This window comes from Bradyrhizobium sp. Ses1, assembly GCF_059512365.1.
Genome location: NZ_JCAMOQ010000073.1, coordinates 13722 through 29933 on the forward strand (window position 1 = coordinate 13722; position 16212 = coordinate 29933).

A 16212-nucleotide genomic window follows, 5' to 3' on the forward strand; every position below is an offset into this window, starting at 1 on the left:
GTTGTTTTAGCTACTATTTTTTACTAATCCGTACCGTTGCATCAGTGGTAATGTACGCTCGCGGTACGCTTGCGCCGTCCTGTCGAAACGACGTTCGCCGCGTTTTGTTGTGCCGTACGCGCGGCATGTAGTGCACCGGCCGCTTCGGTCGCTGCCGTCTCACCTTTTTTGGTCAGCTTCCACTCGTCGAGCTCGAATAGAATGAACCCGGCTCTCTTGAGGCGGTCGGTCACGGTCTGAGCCTTCCGTTTGGCGCCGTCCCCATAACCAAGCTCTTCGCCAAGTTCGGTCAAGCTGCGTTTACCGTTGGCACGAATAGTAACCAACATTTCGCGGTCCTCCTTCGTTGCTAATGCGGCTCGCGCAGCCAATTCGCCGTCACTGACAGTTCTCGCCATGACGGTTGGAATCTGTCTGCCGCGACTATCGACCAGTGTCGGCACCCGGACCTCTGGAAGGTCGAACGTGATACGAGCAAATTCGGGGCCACGGAACTTGCCTTGCCAGTGAAGTTCAGATGTGCGCTCCCCCTTCTTTGCGAGAGCGAGGTTACCGTCCACCTCATTCAGAAATGCACCGCCACCGCGCGGGAGAAGGTTACCTTCACTTGCATTCTTAATGGGGTGGCTCGCCGCGATGACAGCGGGCCTACATTCCATGCGCGTCAACGAGCGAAGCAGCCGCGCATAAGCTCCCATCTCTACATTGCTGTTCTCGTCAGTGCCTGGGAAATATGCCGCGGTGGTATCCACGAATATCGCATCAACACCGCCAAGGGCTGTGACGTCTTGCTCAATGCGTTCGGCGAACTCCGAAATCGAAAACACACCCTCAATAAAATGGACGTCAACGTCGTCTGGATTCAGACCTAACTCGTGGCACAATCCAATCCACCGCATTCGTACGTCATCCGGGTTTTCGCCTGCGAAATACAGAACGCGCCCGCGCTTAACCCCCTGCCCGGATAGCGGCTCACCTCGTGCGATACAAGATGTCATCAGCAGGGCTACGGCCGTCTTGCCTGCGCCGGTCTGCCCCGTAATCGAATAAAGAAATCCAGACTGGATAATGCCGTCTATCAAATAGTCAGGAGGCACAAAACCACGCACGAACTCGCCCGATGACATGATGCCTGGGAAGGCGTCGTCGGCGACCTCCTCATCAACACCGCCATCCGTCGCAGCCTCTTTTTTCTTCAGCAGCCCATCAATCGGAATGGCTGGCGTGCCGTCGTCTGGCTCGCCAACACGGTCCTTCAGCCAGTCGACGGCCTCATGAGCCTGTAGGCTCAGGCAGACAGCAACCAAGTCTATCGGTGTGTAACCCTTATTGCCGTCCGCGTAGTCGCAGATTCCTTCGGGTTGGATATTCAGCGCACGCCCCCGTTTCGTTGCTGTGGCGCTATTGGTCGGCCTAAAGCTGGCTACAGAATGATAACCGTCGCGGTATGGCTTTAAGTCCTCCAAACCTAGTTCCGGCACCCATGCGTCGAGGTTGCTCAGCGCGCGCTGATTGAGCAATGACCACGGGTGGTCGGACTCAACGAACGCGCCGCGCTCGCTGTTATCATTCGCCGGAGATTTGCTGCCGTGCTTAATGAGTGTCCCGCGTTCCGCAAGATAAGCCTCGGCGCGGGCTAGCAACGTCTCGATATCGGGCCAGTTAATTTCTGGCAGATCCGCAAGCGGCGTTTCTGCCGGCGAACCGTTGAACCACTCATATGGCCGCATCGTTTCCGGGTGCGTGCCGTATGCAACGAATTGTTGCCCTATGCCGAGCACTTCGATTTGGCACTTCTGACCATTGATGAGGTACGCGCCAGTCGACTGCTTTCGCCGAGGCTCGTTAGTTCGGCAGATATAGAGGCGCTTCGGATGTTTGCCCACGCGATAAGGCAAGCGATCGATGCCGGGAACATTTGCAACCATTTCAAGAATGGCCTCGGACGTTTCGGGATCCAGCGTATCGATATCCAGGCCAACGAGTTCGCCGGTCAAAATGCCCGTATTCGTCGCGTGCGGATATCTGCGGGCTAGCCCCTCCATTTGCTCGGCCGACCAGTTTTTGTCAGGCCAATCATCTTCGATAGGTCTCTTTCCTGCGCAGGGAATGCAGTTATAGCCAAGCGTAGCCAAGCCGCGGCGCAAATGGGTAATGGTGGCGAGAGGATCGGAATTAGTCGCGAGTACGGTCATTACGGCGAGCGCCTTTTCCCGAGAGAACCAAATCTACAATCTGTTTCGCCGCTTCCGGCGAAAACGTCGCGTTGCGCGCCAGCACGCAGCCGCCGGCAACTTTGATTTTGTGGAGTCGGACACCGTCAGCAACTTCGATTGACGCGCGCACAACATCGGGCGCGCCCGGAATGGGCGGCCAGAGTGATAAGAGTTTCATGGAATTCCCCCTAAGGGGTTGCTCCTTCGGAGCGGTGCACCTGGCTAGAGGGCCAGTCGTGCTTTAGGCGGCTGTGGTGCCGCTCTTTGGGTTGTCGTTACCGGCGATTGGCAGCGCATCCCGCCAAGCCTGAAGATGATCTGCGTCCCATCGCACGCAGCCGGGAGAAAGCTGGAGCGGTTTGGGAAAAGCGTTCTCTGATATCTTCCGATAAATTGTCGATCTACCGAGGCCGGTAGCCTTCGCAACGTCAGCCAACTTCAACAGCAGCATGTCTGGTTTCCACCTTGACTTGCCTGCCGGCCCTTCAGTTTGAAAGCTACAGAGCTAGGACCGAATCGCTCGTAGAGGCGCAATATAGCATACCGGTTTTTGTCAAGCGGCCGATTCCCTCACAATGCCAAACTTTATTTTGGGATCGATTGGGGACGCGGCAGCCAAGGCCGGCGAGGTGTCGCAATCGGATCTGGATACCGCTTTCAAGCTAGTCGATTTATGAGGATGTCCGGCCCGTCTGACGGACACCTGCTATGGCTTTGGCACGGCGCTGAAAAGCTGCTGAATTTTAGGAAGGAAGCCAATTACCCCAGTGACAATGGTGATGGTTGTGATCACCGCTTTCACAATAAAATCCTTGCTGGGAAGATGGCTTACTCTTTCTTCAAGTTTTGCGACGCGTTCGGTCAGAGTGAAGAACTTGTCCTCGACCCGATCGAGCTTTGGATTGGCGACGGTACTGAGTGTCTCAAGGCTCGCAACACGGCTCTCCACAGTGGCCAACCTTGCGTCAAGTTGGCCCTGACTCATCCCTGCTGCTCCAAGACGTTGATGATCTCTTGAAGCCATTTAATGGCTGCCTTTGCGGCATGCTTTCGGACATTGGCAATCGTTTCTGTTTCGTTAACGTCGATAGGAACAACCATCGTCACGTTGAAGGGAATGCCAGGCCCCGGAGTGTTAATTTGCTTGTAAAAGCTGAGGTTGGCGTACTTATTAGTCGGGTCGAACGTGAACGAATTCATCACGACGGGCGGTGACGGTTGATCGGTCATCGAACATAAATCCTAGGGTTGTGTGGCGGCTGTCATAGCCGATTCTTGGTCGTTACCGGAGTCTACCCGCAATTCACAAACTGACCGACCGTGGGTTATACCGTGGGTCGATCACACAGAGCCGAAATTATCCAATCATATCAATTAGTATCGGCGGACACCCCTTCCGCCATTGGCCGCCGATCGCCCTCAATAGCGCGATATAGTCGCCGATTACCGGACGCCCGCCACATGGCATAGCGAGCCGTCGATTCTACGCTATAGCCCGACATATTCAGATCGAGGCCACAGACTTCAGCACGGAACGACCGCTTCGAGTCCATCCCGCCGTTCACCTGCAACCATGACGAGCGGTCGGGCTGCACCTCGTTCGGTCCGCGTCGGTCCCGGCGATAGGACATTGATGCGGATGCCGGTGCCGCGCAGGTCGGTTTATTTCGGAAGACGCCCCCTGCGCTACCGGCGATAGAGGATCATCCCGGCGTGATGCAGAACATCGTCGATGAAGTCGCCATCAGCGGTGAAGCCGGTATCATCCCAATATTCGATATGCGTGCCGGTCACTTCGTAACGGCCCTCGTAGGCACGCTCGCGCGTGCCTCTCGCTTCAACGTAGCGGCTGTTCGGCAGAAGTTCGTGACTGATGTTGCCGTCCTGCGTAACCCAGAGGCCGACATAGCGATGATTGGCTTTCAATTCTGTTTCCTCGGCCCGCGCAGGTGGGATCAGGAGCGTTGCCACGATCATGGCTGCAAAGACGCGCTGCATGGCCGAGCTCCTCATTTCATATGTGTGTGTTGAGTTGGGACCGCGGCCGGCCGCTCCGTGTCCGGGGACACGAAGCGACTGGCCCCGGCGAGGTTCGTTATGGCCGCCTATTGCCGGCGCGGCTCGTTGTTGTCGACGACCTGCTGATAGGCGACGAGATCGAGAAAGGCTTCGGCCTCGACGACAGACCCGTCCTTCATGTTGAAGATCCACACGAACCGATTGCGGTACGGCGCTCCCGAGGTCGTGGTGGCCGAAGCGTCGAAGCGGACGATGACCCTGTCCCCTTTTGCCCAGATGTGGTGCACGACAGGCCGGAGCGGAGTCGCGAGACGGCTCACAAGGGGAGCCGAGGCGCGATCGACGAAATCCTTGAGGCCGCGATAGGTGCCGGCAACTGGGCCGGAGCCATGGATTGTCCATGTCACGTCGGGGGCCAGGAGGTCAGCAAAGACGTTGCCGCCCGCAGTCCATCCCTCGAAAGCCCTACGGACGGCGGCTTCATTCCGCGCCTCGACGTTGGCATCCGGCGTGGGGGAATTGGCCTGGGCCACGCCCGTGGTCGCTATCAAGGTCAGGAGGATCAGGAGCGTGCGGGTGCGGCCCGCAAGTCGGTCGATCGAAGCGGCAAAGGTCATGGCTCTTTCCTGTCGTTAAGGGGATAAAGGCCGCGAACGGGGTCATCAGCACGGGATCGACCCCGATCGCGGATCGGATCGTCCGGCATCAGTTGCTCGATGCGGTCGGTCGGATGGTAATTTCGGTTGTGTCCACGCTCGGCGGAGCCTCGATCAGTTGCCGGACAGCGCGCGCGATGTCGGCGGGCTGAAGCGCGATCGCCCGATAGCGTTCCATCACAGCCACGGTCTCCGCATGAGTGATGGTCGAGGCGAGTTCACTCTCCACGACGCCGGGGTTGACGCAGGTGACGCGGATGTTCGTACTCTCCTGACGCAAGCCGTCCGAGATCGCGCGAACCGCGAACTTCGTTGCGCAATAAACGGCGGCCGTCGGCACGACCGAGAGCGCGCCGATGGAGCCGATATTGATGATCTGGCCGCTGCCCTGCGCCTCCATGATCGGCAAGACAGCGCCGATGCCCCAGAGCACGCCCTTGATGTTGACATCGACCATGCGCTCCCATTCGTCGAGCTTGCCGGCGGCAAGCGGCGAGAGCGGCATCACGCCGGCATTGTTGATGAGAACGTCGATGCGCCCCCACTCGTCCATCGCCGCCTGAGCGAAGCCAGCCATGGAATGGCGGTCGGTCACGTCGAGCAGCCGGGCTTGGGCGATTCCGCCGGCTCCCGTGATGTTATCGGCGATGGCTTCGATGCGGTTCAGCCGGCGGGCGCCCAGCAGCACCTTTGCGCCGGCCCCGCCGAGCTCTCTGGCGATGCCCTCGCCGATCCCGCTGGAGGCGCCGGTGATCAGAATAACCTTGTCCATCTCGTGCCCCTTGCTTTGCATTCGGAGCCCAAGATGGACGTTCGCCGCTGTTGCTGGTATCCGTCCAGTGTTTGACTGGATGGTTAGCAATGCTGGACAATGAAGGTTGACCTCAACCTCCTGCCGCTCTTCCTCGCCGTCGCGGAAGAACACAACTTCCGCGCTGCCGCCGATCGCCTTGGCGTGACCCGCTCGGCTGTCAGCCAGGCAGTGCGGCGGCTTGAGGATGCCTTTGGCACGAGCCTCGTCACGCGCACGACCCGTTCGGTGCGCCTGACGGAAGCGGGTGAGCGTCTGCGCGAGGCACTGTCCCAACCTATCTCGGATATCGCCACGGCGCTTGACTACGTGGCCGCAGAGAATGCGCCGCGCGGGCTGCTGCGCATCGCCGTCACCTCGATTGCCGAGCGGTTCCTTTCAGGCCCCCTCATCGCCTCCTTCGCCGCGGCTCATCCTGGCGTCACGATCGATGTCACGGTCACGGACGAAGAATTCGATATCGTCGCGGCCGGCTACGATGCGGGCGTCAGACTGGGTGAAGTGATCGAGCAAGACATGATCACGGTTCCCCTGACAGGCGATCAGCGCGAAGCAGTCGTGGCAGCTCCCTCCTATCTCGCGGCCCACGGCGCGCCGGCGCATCCACGCGAACTGATCCATCATCGCTGCATCGGCTGGCGCCCGGCGCCGAACGTCGCGCCCTACCGCTGGGAGTTTGAAGAGAACGGCATTCCCTTCGACCTGGCGGTCGAACCCCAGATCACCACGAACGATCTGCGCTTGATGCTTCGTGCGGCCCTCTGCGGGGCGGGTATCACCTTTGCACCGGAGGAAACCTTCCATCCATTCGTGAAGACCGGCGAACTCGTCCCGCTCCTGGAAGAATTCCTGCCGCCGTTTCCCGGCTTTTTTCTCTACTTTCCTCAGCGTCGCAACATGGCGCCCAAAATGCGCGCTTTGATCGAGCATGTGCGGCAGTGGCGATAGCCCCGGCTGTAACAAGGCTGCCGATCAGAGCTAGCAGCAGGTGGAGGACATGCCGTCAGCCTAGACAGTTCGGCCGTGGCCGAAGCATCCCCTGTTCCGAAGCAGCTAGCACCGCCGCATCGGAATCGTCGCGGAAAAGGGATGATGACCGGCAAGACAAACATGGCGCCGAAGCTGACGGTGCTATTGGCCGACGCTTTTGGGGGCATTCTACAGCTTCATCAAGATCGGGGTGGAAACCATCCCGCCGGTCACGCTGATCGCGGCGCAGACGTTGATCGCTGGGACGATCCTTGCGGCTATCCTCCGCTGGCGGAGCCTGCGCTCGGCGATCAGCACTCTGCTAGGAAGAAAGTGGATGAGTTCGAGCCGACCGCGTCAGTAGCGCTCACACCCATCTTTCATCCAGTTGGGTCGGCCCTCTGGCCTGTGCCAAACTCGCGCCTCCGTCAGGAAAAGCCCTGCATCAGAGGCAGATGCTGAGAATTTTCAGACGACAGGCCTCCACAGCGCGAGATTTCGGCTTGGCAACCGTCGCCTGCTTTGAGCTCTTCGGCGAATTCTTCGCCACCTTCGGACGCTCATAGTCGCCGGCAATCACCATCGCCCAATAGGTCCGCCCGGTCGCCGAACTCTTGACGCTGGCGACGCCAACGCGCGAGGCGTTGTGCAACAGCAGATTTCGCCGGTGACCCGACGAATTGATCCATTGGTCGAGAGTCTTTGGAAAGCTGTCATAGCCGTAGGCGATGTTTTCTGCCGCCCGGCCCGCGCCCGCTGGGTGGACGCGCGAGTTGAAGGGGCCGAGGACGTCGTGGTCGAGCTTGTCCTTTGCCGCCATCGCCGCGGCTTGCTCGTGCGCAATGCGCGTGAGCGTCGCATCGAGCACCACGCGCCCCTCCCCGTGCTGTACGCGATAGCCGGAGATCATGGCGGCGGGAGATTCGGCCCGAGCAAGCGCTGGGTAACAGCAAGCGGCAAACCAAAGGCAGAGTGTAAGGAGGGATTTCATCGATGTTCCCAAATCAGTCTTCCGGAGCGATAAAGAGACCGGACGAACCCGTAAGTCATTGATTTTATTATTTCGGACTGCGCTTTCCCCCAACTTGATCTTGGGAACGCGATGTCGATACGCGCGAACACGGGCGCCAGCAAGGCGCTCGCGAAGGCCCCTTCCCTCAAAACAAAAAATGAAAAATATCAATGCATTATCGGGAAAGAATGCTGAACATTGCTTTCGTCCAGCTTGCGGCAAGATTTCCGTGCAAACACTGATTAAGCAAAATGGAACCGTATTTTGCTCAATTGTGTTGGGGTTGCGTTCACCACTGCAGGGAGGCGACTAGAATGACGGACGAGCAGTTAGCTCTTCAGGCCGTTCGTGATGCCCAGGGCATACTTGAAGAATACTTGCAGCCGCGACCGCGCAATAACGAGCGGGTCTTCCTTGATCGATTGGTGGAAGTGTTGGAGCGGCCCGAGCTCCTGATCGCCGTCAACCGGATGCAGCGCGGCCTGTAGCCGCGTCATCGCCAGCCTCTGGAGCCTCACTGGCCTTCGCAAGCGCCAGCTAATCGGCTGCGAGCGTCAGCCAGGCATCTTCGTCCACCGGACTGCGAGCCTCCGCCGCCCGGTCCCTGCATTCCTGAGCTAGCTGACGAAACCGGATCAAATCTTCCCTCATGCCAGAGCTACGCTCCAACTGAGCAAAAGTTGCAGAGGGCCGCTGACGATTAGCGACACACCGGACGGCCCCGCCTATTCCCGCGCCGAGACGAAATAAGTTTTCTTTGGCGTCATACCCTTGTGGCATACACGTTGCATTTCAATGGGTACTGGGGATTTCAGGGGCCCAGTATGAGACAGGGCGCCGCCGGGACAGTGTATTTCAAGCCCGGCGGCGTACCTTTCTGAGACATGTTAAACACCGCCGAAAGCATGCTTGGCGAAGCGCTCCACCTCTCAACTACGGCCCGCCAGGACCGACAGATGCAAGCACGTGCCCTGGCCAGGGATTGCGGCCATCCCTGAGCCACGGGAGTGTGTCGGTCCAGAAGCCGGCCGCGTGACTGTCGTGGAAGAGATTGAAATGGCCGATCGCCTTGCGACCGTAGTCGGACGGCTCGAGCAGCACCGCCGTGCGCGGCGCACCGGTGTAGTAGCCAAGCGTGCGACGGATTGCGGGCACGGTGCCGAGTTCGTCATCCGACACGGCAATCGCAAGGATCGGCCCCGTCACCGCCGCCATCCGTGAGAGCACGGCCTGTCTCTCGCCGCGTGGATGGCTGCGCTCGAAGCGTCGCCCGCGGAAACTCCATTCATTGGCGACGCCGGCGGGCAAATCCTCCAGCCAGCCGAGCCTGCGGCCGGGAAAATAGCCGCAGAGCGCCGTCATGACGGGCATAGCAATGTGCCATTTGAGGAACAGGCCAGCGCGCCGGCGCGGCGCATAGTCGCCCCACCAGGCATATTGCGCGCCGACCGTCAGCATCCGCTCAATCAAGCCAGCGCTTGCGGCGAGCCCCGCCAGAAAACCGCCGACGCTGTGGCCGACCACGATGAGGCGAGCCTGCGGCCGACGTTCGTGCATGAAGCAAAGCGCCGCCTCGAAATCGAGTTCGCCCCAATCGCGCCAGCGATAGCCACAGCCTCTGAGGCGAGACGGCCGCGAACCGCCGATGCCGCGATAGTCATAGGTGAGGACATCGAAGCCGTGGTTCGCCAGGAAGCATGCATAGCGGTGGTAATAGCGCGCAGCCACCCCCGTTGCCGCATTGACGATGATGCTGCCGGCGGAGCGGCCGGCTGGCGCGAGCCACAAATGGCCGCCGATGGTCACGCCGTCCCGGCAGGGAATCGTGACGGGTGTCCCATCCTCCATCGATATACGCAGCGCCACCTTGGTCATGCGCGCGACGGTAAGAGATGGACTGCGTTGTGTATATTCACTGGTCAGTATACATAAGGCGCCATGAGCGAGACTGGCCGTTCGACGCGTGAGCGCATCCTTCAAGCCGCCGGAAAATTGTTCTACGGCGAGGGCATCCGCGCCGTCAGCGTCGATGCGGTGGCGGAAAAGGCCGGCCTTACCAAGCGGACGCTCTACTATCATTTCCGCAGCAAGGACGATCTGATCGCGGCCTATCTCGAGATCCGCGACCAGCCAAATCTCGCTTTGTTCAAGCGCTGGTTCGCCGAGGCCGACGGTGACGTGGCCGCCAAGGTGGAAGCGATCTTCCGCAACCTCGCGCGGTCGGCGCGACACGCCAAGTGGAAGGGGTGCGGCTTCCTGCGTACCTCGGTCGAACTGGTCAACCTGCCCGGTCATCCAGCGATGGTGATCGGCCGCGCGCACAAGAAACGCGTCGAGGACTGGCTCTGCTCCGTCTTCGAAGATGCGGCCGCCCCGCGGGAAGCGCGGCAGCTTGCGCGGCAGGTCATCCTGCTGTTGGACGGCGCGTTTGCCGTCGTCCTGCTGCATCGTGATCCAAGCTATATGGAAACCGCTGGAGCAGCGGCCGCGCGTCTCGTTCGCGGGCTGATGCCGCCGCCACGCAAATCAATCAGGGCCGCCAATGTCCGGCGGACCATCCGGTCCCGGACTGGCTGACGCGCGATCGAGCGTTCCCGCCACCCAGCGCGCGACCGATGGACCGAGGAACAGCAGCAGGATCACGCGCACGGTCTGCAGCGCCATGACGAAGGACGTGTCGACCTTGGTCGAGGCGGCGATGATCGCGGCGGCATCGACGCCGCCGGGGCTGGTGGCGAGATAGGCGGTCAGCGGATCGACGTGCAGGAGCACCACCAACAGCCATGCCAGCAGTCCGCAAAACGCCATCAGGACCGCGGTTGCGCCGATGCTTTGTGGCAGCGCACGAGCGGCGGTCGCCAGCACGTCGCGCGTGAAGCGCAAGCCTGTATTCCAGCCGATGAGAGCGTAAGTTGCGATCAGCACCAGTGGCGGCAGCTCGATCTTCACCCAGCCAAGCACGTTGAGCACCGCGCCGAGAACGAGCGGCCCAAGCAGCACGCCGGCCGGCATCCGCGCGGCAAGACCAGCGCCGACGAGCGCAATGGCCGCGGTGGCTCCGAGGTTCGTCAGGTCGACAGGCTGAAAAAGCCCGGCACTGAAACGGCCGCCACCGCCGTGCGCAAACCATAGCGCCACCACCGAGGCGGCCGCGGCCACCAGCACGACGCGCAGATACTGCATGAAAGCCACGAGCCGGAAATCGGCGCCGTGAGCCTCGGCCATCACCATCATCACCGTGGCAGCGCCCGGCAGCATGCCCCAGACCGCCGTGGTGCCGGGGATGATGCGCAAGCGGCTCATGGTCCAGCCGATCAGAGCGCTTGCGCCGACCGAAAGCGCCACGGTGGCGAGGATGATCGGCCAGTAGCGCACGAAGCCGCTGATGATTGCCGGCGTGATCGATTGCGCGACGAGACAGCCAATGATTGCCTGGGCTGCAGCGATCAGCAGGCGGGGCACCCTCACCGCCCCTCCGCCCATCTGCACCAGCGCGGCCGCGGCCAGCGGCCCCAGCAGCAAGGCGGCAGGCAGCCTCACCCACTGCAGCACGCCGGCGATCAGCAACGAAACCACGACGAGCACCGCCCAGCGGACGGCGACCGGCAGCGCTCGGAGCGGGAGATAGGCTTGCTGCTCGCTCACCGCTGCAGCTCGATCTCGGCCGCTTTAGCCACGCGGCCAAGCCGCGGGAAAATGTGCTCGAAGGCAAAGGCGTGCATGTCCGCCGAACGATCGGCGCTCGCGTCTTCCGCCAGCACGACCGCATAGCCATGCTCATGCGCGGCACGCGCGGTGGATTCGACGCCGATATTGGTGGCGATGCCGCCGATCACCACGGTGGTCACGCCGCGCCGGCGGAGCTGCAGATCGAGCTCCGTGCCATAGAACGCGCCCCATTGCCGCTTGGTGATCCTGATATCCGACGGTTCGGCGAGGCCATCCGCCAAGTCCGACCAACCCTCGGGAAAGCCGCCGGGCGGCGCTTGCATCGGTTGATCGACCGGCGACTTCAGCGCGTCGCTGAAGTCGGGCGAGAAGGCGACGTTGACCAGCACGACGGGCGCCTTGGCCGCGCGGAAGCGCCGGGCGAGCTCCTGTCCCTGGGCAAGGACGGCTGGACCGGAATGGGGCTCGGTCGGCAGGCCGACGATCCCTTTTTGAAGGTCGATCAGGATCAATGCTGTGGTCGCGGCAGGCAGGATGAGCATGGGATGTCCTTTCGCCAGGTGGGGGCGTCCCCGCCCCGTTGCCGGGCGCGTCGGGAGCGGCTAAATACTTGAGGGAAAGCTCAAGCACGCAACTGCTCTATTTGAGGATATACTCAACTTTGTCAAGTCGGGACCGCAAACCGCTCCAGCCGCAGCGCGAGGTCGGCCGCCAGCGCGTCGCCGAACTCATGCAGGCGGCGGCCGAGGTGATCCAGGAACGCGGTTTCGAGGCCGCGACCATGGCGGAGATCGCCGCGCGGGCGGACGCCAAGATCGGCTCGCTCTATCGCTTCTTTCCGAACAAGGACGCCGTCGCCGACGCCTTGATGCAGCACTATGCCGAGGTGCTGCGGGCGGAATACGACGCGATCCTCGCCCACGCCGCCGACGCCAGTCCGGAGCAACTGGCCGACATCCTCATCGATCTCCTGGCCAAGCTCTACCCACAGATCCGAGCGGTCACCGCGTTCTTGGATTCCCGCACCGACTGGACCGAGATCCGTCTTCGTTTCCGTAGCCAGACGCTCGCGGGGATCAAGACAGCGCTGAAGCGTTGCGCGCCCGGCCTCGACGAGCACGAGGCCGAGGACATCGCCGCGGTCGTGCTCAACAACATGAAGACGATGGTCGGGATGACCATGAAGGACGCGCCGACAACCCCCGGCGCGCCCGAGCAGCTCAGATTGATGAACCGCCTCTATCTCGCCGCCAGGCTCGCGCCCGGCAGGCCGGCGGGATAGCTGCACCGGCTTGCGCGCAGTGAGCGCATCGGAAGGCGGATCGTTGCCGCTTTCGTGAAAACAGGTGCGCATTTTGGAAATGCCGACTGCGACCAGATTCTGCGTGGCAGGCAGCGTTCGCGTTGCGCGAACGTCCGGTCGAAGCGGAGGATATCCGATGCGATTTGCTCTTTGCTTGGGCGTGCTGATCATGCTGTGCGCCGCTGCCGACGCGGCGCCGGTGCGTCGCGTCAGACATCCCGAGCGACATTTCCGTCTCGAGCAGCAGCCCATTGTCCCGCCGAAGGGATTTGCCGTTCCTGGCTGGTCCGACGAGGAGACGCGACAATGGATCGACAGCGCCTCAGGGCCCAAAGGTTAGCGGATAAGGGTTAGTCCGGAAGGTTGGTGAACGCGTGCCCGGCGCGCCACAGTAGCCAAGCTCTGCGCGGAATGTTACGCGACCATGATGGCGGCAGTCCCCGAAGCACAGGTGAGCCCAAGCAAGGCAAGAAAGCTCGGTTTCCTGCCTCGCCTTGAATCGCTGCGCGGCATCGCGGCGGTCTCGGTCGTCGGCTATCACATGACGAGCCAGTTCACCGACACCTATGTCACGGGCATGGCGCCGGTCGTGATGTTCTTCGTGCTCAGCGGTTTCGTGCTGGCGCGCTCGCTGCAGAACAATCCGAACCCGGTCACGTTTCTGCGACATCGCCTGTTCCGGCTGTTTCCCGCGGCGATCGCGGTGGTCGCTCTGCTGACGCTACTGCACCATCAATATGGCTTCTATGTCGGCTACGAGGCGAAATTCAATCCGCTCAACGTCATGCTCAATGCGATCATGGTCCGCCATGACATCAACGGCGTGATGTGGTCGATGACCGTCGAGTGCTTCGCGACGCCGGTCATCCTGCTGTCGGTCTGGATTTTTCAGCGCTTCGGCCCGCAGCCGCTCATGGTGTCGATCGCTGTCCTGTTCGGGCTCTCCTTCTGGGGGACCTATGTGCATCTGCTTGGCGGCGTTTCCAGCCTGGCGCCGCTCTACGCCTTCGTCGCCGGCGTTCTTCTGCAGATGCAGGGCGAGCGGACGGCCGAGCGGCTCCGCACGGCCGCTGCCTGGACCCTGTCGATGGCGGCCATCGCCCTGCTCTGCTTCTGCGGATCACAGAAACAGACCGCGCCGATCATTGCGCTGGAGACCTTGAGTTCCTCGCTGCTGGTGCTGCTGGTCGCCTTTCGAAGCTCGATCGGCCTCTTTGCCGTTCTCGATCTCCGTCCGGTCCGTTTCTACGGCCGTATCTCCTACAGCTTTTATCTCCTTCACCCGATCGGTATGTGGCTCACCGGCCGACTGCTCGATGCCAGGGGGCTGCCGGTCCTGCTCGCGATATCTGCGACAACGATCGCGGCGGTCGCGCTGACGACGCCGATGGCCTGGCTCTCCTGGCGCTATATCGAGAAGCCGTTCATTGCCCTGGGCCGGCGGCTGGCCACGAAACAGCCCTCGCCGGCGAGCGCGATCGAACCTAGACAGCAGCAATTGCTGTCGCTCGCTCCGACCTCAGGGAAGGATCTCGAGTGAGGCGATCTTGTCGCCATCGAGCCCGAAGAAGTATCTGAGATCGATCGGACTACCGGGAAAGTCGCCGACCACATGCGCTGTGACGACGATCTTCCCGTCGCGTTCCTCCACAGCGAACGGCTCGCTCGTATAGTTGTATTTGGTCGATGCGTCGGTCTTCCACTGCGCGATGGCCGCGCGCCCCTCGTGCTTGCGCCCTTCATCCTTCACGACGCCGCGTTCGCTGAAGCATTGCGCGATGGCATCGCCATCGCGACTGTCGGCGGCAAAGTAAGCGGCAACCGGGCCCGGCAGATCGAGAGACATCGGATTTCCTTTCCTTTGCGCGTCGGGAACGACGCGGTCGTGGATCGCGATTGCGTAGCCGGAAAGGTGTTTGTAGCTTCGCCAAACCGCAAGAACGCACGAAAAGGTAAGGTACTGACTTTTGGGTAAGGTTGAGTACACAGCCGCGAGCGCCGCCGAGGGCGTTGAGAAGGCGTTCAGGATGCTGGATGGCCGGTGGAAGCTCGTGATCCTCTTCCACCTGTTTGGCGGCAAATTGCTGCGCTTCTCCGACCTGGAGCGGGCGATCCCGGGGATCTCGCAGAAGATGCTGATTCAGCAACTGCGCCAGATGGAGAACGACGGCATCGTGCATCGCATCGTCCATCACCAGGTGCCGCCGAAGGTCGAATACGGCCTGACCGATTGGGGACAATCCTTGTGTCCGTCGCTCGATGGGCTGCTCACCTGGGCCGAGCAGCGCCCGCTTGCGCCACCGCTAGACGCTGGTCGAAATGAATGAGGATATCTGGACGGCCCGGAGCAGAACGCCCCAATCGGGTGCACCCCGTCGTGGGTGAGAGCCCGATAGTTGGTTTTGCTGACCCCTCCTAAATTGAAGAGATCAAGACATGGGACGCGGTTTATTTCCGCCACGCGCAGCATGGCGCCGATGTAATCGCGAAGAAAATATCCGAGCTTGTTCGGATGCACATCGCTATCGCGATCGTCTTGGGTTGGCAACCACCAGGGCGTGATGAGAAAGATCCGCGCCGTCGGGCAAGACTTCCGCAGGAGCCTGATCGAATGATTGAGCGCCCCTTTGAAGGTCTCGCTGCCGACATCATCGTCCGATCCGATCGGGCGGTCGTAGCGGAAGTCGTTGGCGCCGTACTCCAGGGCAATGTGGGAGACGCTCGGAAAGTTCGTCGCCCGCAGGTTAGTGACAGACGAATCGTGGACCGGTTCTCCGGTTCGTTGTTGTGCAGACCAATCGCCCGAGGAAATCGCGTCAGCGATCGCGTAAAGTGAAACAGGGTTGAGTGGCGGCAATTTATGTTGACCGGCACACGAACCCGGAAAGGCGCCATTGATGGCGAACATTCCGAGCCGCTCGCCTATGATGCTTGGTGTGGCTCCGCCATGGGTTGAGCCGGTGCCCGCGCTGATGCTGGTCCCGAGCTGAAGATAACAGCCGCCGCGCATGGTATTCCGGCTGCCAGCCCAAAAGGCTGTGCCCAAACCTACCGCGCCAATTCCAAATGTCTTAAGAAAAGCCCGCCGCTCCATAGGCCGGCTCTCTATCACCCACAACCGGTTCGGAGCAACCGCGCTCTCCATCTCGATGAGCCGCGTAAACGGCAGCTCGAGGATAGGCCACGAGCACCTTACTCTCCGTCATTCCGGGGCACTCCAGAAGCGCGAGCCCGGAATCCATCGAGCCACTTGCATTGCGGGAAAACGGATTCCGGGCTCTATGCCGACGCATCGCCCCTGAATGACAGCCCCGTCATTGCGAGCGTAAGCGAAGCAATCCACGTCTCCGCAAGCGGCGCTATGGATTGCTTCGCTTCGCTCGCAATGACGATGTGGCTACCTTGGGTGCGACATAACAACCCGACGGGCAAATCAGCCAAAGTCTGTCCAGCCCACGCGAGAAAAACATTCCGCTTCCGCCGTCGAGACTGGGCAAGTAGTGACAGCTATCGGAGGGAGCCGAGGGCGAAGCGCCTGGTCAGGAACTGGACCGCTA

At 61.3% G+C, this 16212-nt stretch carries 20 protein-coding genes and 1 pseudogene; 8 read left to right on the forward strand and 13 right to left on the reverse strand.

Features of this window, described 5'->3' with window-relative positions; genetic code table 11:
* Positions 1 to 41: 41 nt before the first annotated feature.
* The 8 genes from AC5ZG5_RS42110 to AC5ZG5_RS42145 all read right to left on the reverse strand — a co-directional run bounded on the left by AC5ZG5_RS42110 (position 42) and on the right by AC5ZG5_RS42145 (position 5663).
* A complete protein-coding gene (locus AC5ZG5_RS42110; protein WP_456646583.1) occupies positions 42 to 2195 on the reverse strand; it encodes an AAA family ATPase in 2154 nt (717 codons plus the stop codon).
* Positions 2176 to 2394 (reverse strand): hypothetical protein, encoded by a 219-nt coding sequence (locus tag AC5ZG5_RS42115; protein WP_456646584.1) that lies wholly within the window; start codon positions 2392 to 2394, stop codon positions 2176 to 2178. The genes AC5ZG5_RS42110 and AC5ZG5_RS42115 overlap by 20 nt, the downstream gene beginning before the upstream one ends.
* Positions 2395 to 2457: 63 nt before the next feature.
* On the reverse strand, positions 2458 to 2667 hold the full coding sequence (locus AC5ZG5_RS42120; protein ID WP_456646585.1) for a helix-turn-helix transcriptional regulator: 210 nt from the start codon (positions 2665 to 2667) through the stop codon (positions 2458 to 2460).
* Positions 2668 to 2922: 255 nt separating this feature from the next.
* Positions 2923 to 3201 (reverse strand): hypothetical protein, encoded by a 279-nt coding sequence (locus AC5ZG5_RS42125; RefSeq protein WP_456646586.1) that lies wholly within the window; start codon positions 3199 to 3201, stop codon positions 2923 to 2925.
* Positions 3198 to 3446, reverse strand: a complete 249-nt coding sequence (locus AC5ZG5_RS42130) for a hypothetical protein (RefSeq protein ID WP_456646587.1) — start codon at positions 3444 to 3446, stop codon at positions 3198 to 3200. The genes AC5ZG5_RS42125 and AC5ZG5_RS42130 overlap by 4 nt, the downstream gene beginning before the upstream one ends.
* 456 nt (positions 3447 to 3902) lie before the next feature.
* On the reverse strand, positions 3903 to 4229 hold the full coding sequence (locus AC5ZG5_RS42135) for an Atu4866 domain-containing protein (protein ID WP_456646588.1): 327 nt from the start codon (positions 4227 to 4229) through the stop codon (positions 3903 to 3905).
* Between the two features lie 92 nt (positions 4230 to 4321).
* Positions 4322 to 4852 (reverse strand): nuclear transport factor 2 family protein, encoded by a 531-nt coding sequence (locus tag AC5ZG5_RS42140; protein WP_456646589.1) that lies wholly within the window; start codon positions 4850 to 4852, stop codon positions 4322 to 4324.
* Positions 4853 to 4940: 88 nt separating this feature from the next.
* A complete protein-coding gene (locus AC5ZG5_RS42145) occupies positions 4941 to 5663 on the reverse strand; it encodes an SDR family oxidoreductase (protein WP_456646590.1) in 723 nt (240 codons plus the stop codon).
* A gap of 99 nt (positions 5664 to 5762) precedes the next feature.
* Between AC5ZG5_RS42145 and AC5ZG5_RS42150 the strand changes: the two genes are divergently transcribed.
* Together AC5ZG5_RS42150 and AC5ZG5_RS42155 are read left to right on the forward strand one after the other, a co-directional pair.
* Positions 5763 to 6650, forward strand: a complete 888-nt coding sequence (locus tag AC5ZG5_RS42150) for a LysR family transcriptional regulator (protein ID WP_456646591.1) — start codon at positions 5763 to 5765, stop codon at positions 6648 to 6650.
* Between the two features lie 144 nt (positions 6651 to 6794).
* Positions 6795 to 6972 (forward strand): annotated as a pseudogene (locus AC5ZG5_RS42155) (EamA/RhaT family transporter); the annotation flags it as partial.
* Positions 6973 to 7116: 144 nt separating this feature from the next.
* Here AC5ZG5_RS42155 and AC5ZG5_RS42160 read toward each other — a convergent pair.
* Complete coding sequence (locus AC5ZG5_RS42160; RefSeq protein WP_456646597.1) at positions 7117 to 7662, reverse strand: CAP domain-containing protein; 546 nt, start codon at positions 7660 to 7662, stop codon at positions 7117 to 7119.
* A gap of 335 nt (positions 7663 to 7997) precedes the next feature.
* Between AC5ZG5_RS42160 and AC5ZG5_RS42165 the strand changes: the two genes are divergently transcribed.
* A complete protein-coding gene (locus AC5ZG5_RS42165; protein WP_165435055.1) occupies positions 7998 to 8171 on the forward strand; it encodes a hypothetical protein in 174 nt (57 codons plus the stop codon).
* Positions 8172 to 8616: 445 nt separating this feature from the next.
* On the opposite strand, the gene AC5ZG5_RS42170 is transcribed toward AC5ZG5_RS42165, so the two are convergent.
* Positions 8617 to 9558 carry an alpha/beta hydrolase family protein gene (locus AC5ZG5_RS42170; protein ID WP_456646592.1) on the reverse strand — a complete coding sequence of 314 codons (942 nt, stop codon included), beginning with the start codon at positions 9556 to 9558 and terminating at the stop codon, positions 8617 to 8619.
* Positions 9559 to 9621: 63 nt separating this feature from the next.
* On the opposite strand from AC5ZG5_RS42170, the gene AC5ZG5_RS42175 reads away from it, so the two are divergent.
* Positions 9622 to 10260: a TetR/AcrR family transcriptional regulator gene (locus tag AC5ZG5_RS42175; RefSeq protein ID WP_456646593.1), complete on the forward strand. Its 639-nt coding sequence runs from the start codon at positions 9622 to 9624 to the stop codon at positions 10258 to 10260.
* Here the strand turns inward: AC5ZG5_RS42175 and AC5ZG5_RS42180 are convergent.
* On the reverse strand, positions 10210 to 11328 hold the full coding sequence (locus AC5ZG5_RS42180; RefSeq protein ID WP_456646594.1) for an AbrB family transcriptional regulator: 1119 nt from the start codon (positions 11326 to 11328) through the stop codon (positions 10210 to 10212). The two genes, AC5ZG5_RS42175 and AC5ZG5_RS42180, sit on opposite strands and share 51 nt — an antisense overlap.
* Positions 11325 to 11894: a hydrolase gene (locus tag AC5ZG5_RS42185; RefSeq protein WP_130223334.1), complete on the reverse strand. Its 570-nt coding sequence runs from the start codon at positions 11892 to 11894 to the stop codon at positions 11325 to 11327. The genes AC5ZG5_RS42180 and AC5ZG5_RS42185 overlap by 4 nt, the downstream gene beginning before the upstream one ends.
* A gap of 119 nt (positions 11895 to 12013) precedes the next feature.
* Here AC5ZG5_RS42185 and AC5ZG5_RS42190 point away from each other — a divergent pair, with 119 nt between their 5' ends.
* The 3 genes from AC5ZG5_RS42190 to AC5ZG5_RS42200 all read left to right on the forward strand — a co-directional run bounded on the left by AC5ZG5_RS42190 (position 12014) and on the right by AC5ZG5_RS42200 (position 14195).
* Positions 12014 to 12634 (forward strand): TetR/AcrR family transcriptional regulator, encoded by a 621-nt coding sequence (locus tag AC5ZG5_RS42190; RefSeq protein WP_028168767.1) that lies wholly within the window; start codon positions 12014 to 12016, stop codon positions 12632 to 12634.
* Positions 12635 to 12791: 157 nt separating this feature from the next.
* Positions 12792 to 12995, forward strand: a complete 204-nt coding sequence (locus tag AC5ZG5_RS42195; RefSeq protein ID WP_028168768.1) for a hypothetical protein — start codon at positions 12792 to 12794, stop codon at positions 12993 to 12995.
* Positions 12996 to 13106: 111 nt separating this feature from the next.
* Positions 13107 to 14195, forward strand: coding sequence for an acyltransferase family protein (locus tag AC5ZG5_RS42200; protein ID WP_456646595.1), 1089 nt, complete (start codon positions 13107 to 13109; stop codon positions 14193 to 14195).
* On the opposite strand, the gene AC5ZG5_RS42205 is transcribed toward AC5ZG5_RS42200, so the two are convergent.
* Positions 14175 to 14501 carry a nuclear transport factor 2 family protein gene (locus AC5ZG5_RS42205; RefSeq protein ID WP_456646596.1) on the reverse strand — a complete coding sequence of 109 codons (327 nt, stop codon included), beginning with the start codon at positions 14499 to 14501 and terminating at the stop codon, positions 14175 to 14177. The genes AC5ZG5_RS42200 and AC5ZG5_RS42205 overlap by 21 nt on opposite strands.
* Before the next feature lie 181 nt (positions 14502 to 14682).
* Between AC5ZG5_RS42205 and AC5ZG5_RS42210 the strand changes: the two genes are divergently transcribed.
* A complete protein-coding gene (locus AC5ZG5_RS42210) occupies positions 14683 to 14982 on the forward strand; it encodes a winged helix-turn-helix transcriptional regulator (protein WP_207230945.1) in 300 nt (99 codons plus the stop codon).
* Positions 14983 to 16212: the final 1230 nt, after the last annotated feature.

Coding starts and splice junctions, on each gene's coding strand:
- AC5ZG5_RS42165 (WP_165435055.1), top strand. CDS start 7,998: ATGACGGACGAGCAGTTAGCTCTTCAGGCCGTTCGTGATGCCCAGGGC.
- AC5ZG5_RS42170 (WP_456646592.1), bottom strand. CDS start 9,558: ATGACCAAGGTGGCGCTGCGTATATCGATGGAGGATGGGACACCCGTC.
- AC5ZG5_RS42145 (WP_456646590.1), bottom strand. CDS start 5,663: ATGGACAAGGTTATTCTGATCACCGGCGCCTCCAGCGGGATCGGCGAG.
- AC5ZG5_RS42205 (WP_456646596.1), bottom strand. CDS start 14,501: ATGTCTCTCGATCTGCCGGGCCCGGTTGCCGCTTACTTTGCCGCCGAC.
- AC5ZG5_RS42115 (WP_456646584.1), bottom strand. CDS start 2,394: ATGAAACTCTTATCACTCTGGCCGCCCATTCCGGGCGCGCCCGATGTT.
- AC5ZG5_RS42140 (WP_456646589.1), bottom strand. CDS start 4,852: ATGACCTTTGCCGCTTCGATCGACCGACTTGCGGGCCGCACCCGCACG.
- AC5ZG5_RS42125 (WP_456646586.1), bottom strand. CDS start 3,201: ATGAGTCAGGGCCAACTTGACGCAAGGTTGGCCACTGTGGAGAGCCGT.
- AC5ZG5_RS42130 (WP_456646587.1), bottom strand. CDS start 3,446: ATGACCGATCAACCGTCACCGCCCGTCGTGATGAATTCGTTCACGTTC.
- AC5ZG5_RS42135 (WP_456646588.1), bottom strand. CDS start 4,229: ATGAGGAGCTCGGCCATGCAGCGCGTCTTTGCAGCCATGATCGTGGCA.
- AC5ZG5_RS42120 (WP_456646585.1), bottom strand. CDS start 2,667: ATGCTGCTGTTGAAGTTGGCTGACGTTGCGAAGGCTACCGGCCTCGGT.
- AC5ZG5_RS42160 (WP_456646597.1), bottom strand. CDS start 7,662: ATGAAATCCCTCCTTACACTCTGCCTTTGGTTTGCCGCTTGCTGTTAC.
- AC5ZG5_RS42175 (WP_456646593.1), top strand. CDS start 9,622: ATGAGCGAGACTGGCCGTTCGACGCGTGAGCGCATCCTTCAAGCCGCC.
- AC5ZG5_RS42195 (WP_028168768.1), top strand. CDS start 12,792: ATGCGATTTGCTCTTTGCTTGGGCGTGCTGATCATGCTGTGCGCCGCT.
- AC5ZG5_RS42185 (WP_130223334.1), bottom strand. CDS start 11,894: ATGCTCATCCTGCCTGCCGCGACCACAGCATTGATCCTGATCGACCTT.
- AC5ZG5_RS42110 (WP_456646583.1), bottom strand. CDS start 2,195: ATGACCGTACTCGCGACTAATTCCGATCCTCTCGCCACCATTACCCAT.
- AC5ZG5_RS42210 (WP_207230945.1), top strand. CDS start 14,683: ATGCTGGATGGCCGGTGGAAGCTCGTGATCCTCTTCCACCTGTTTGGC.
- AC5ZG5_RS42150 (WP_456646591.1), top strand. CDS start 5,763: ATGAAGGTTGACCTCAACCTCCTGCCGCTCTTCCTCGCCGTCGCGGAA.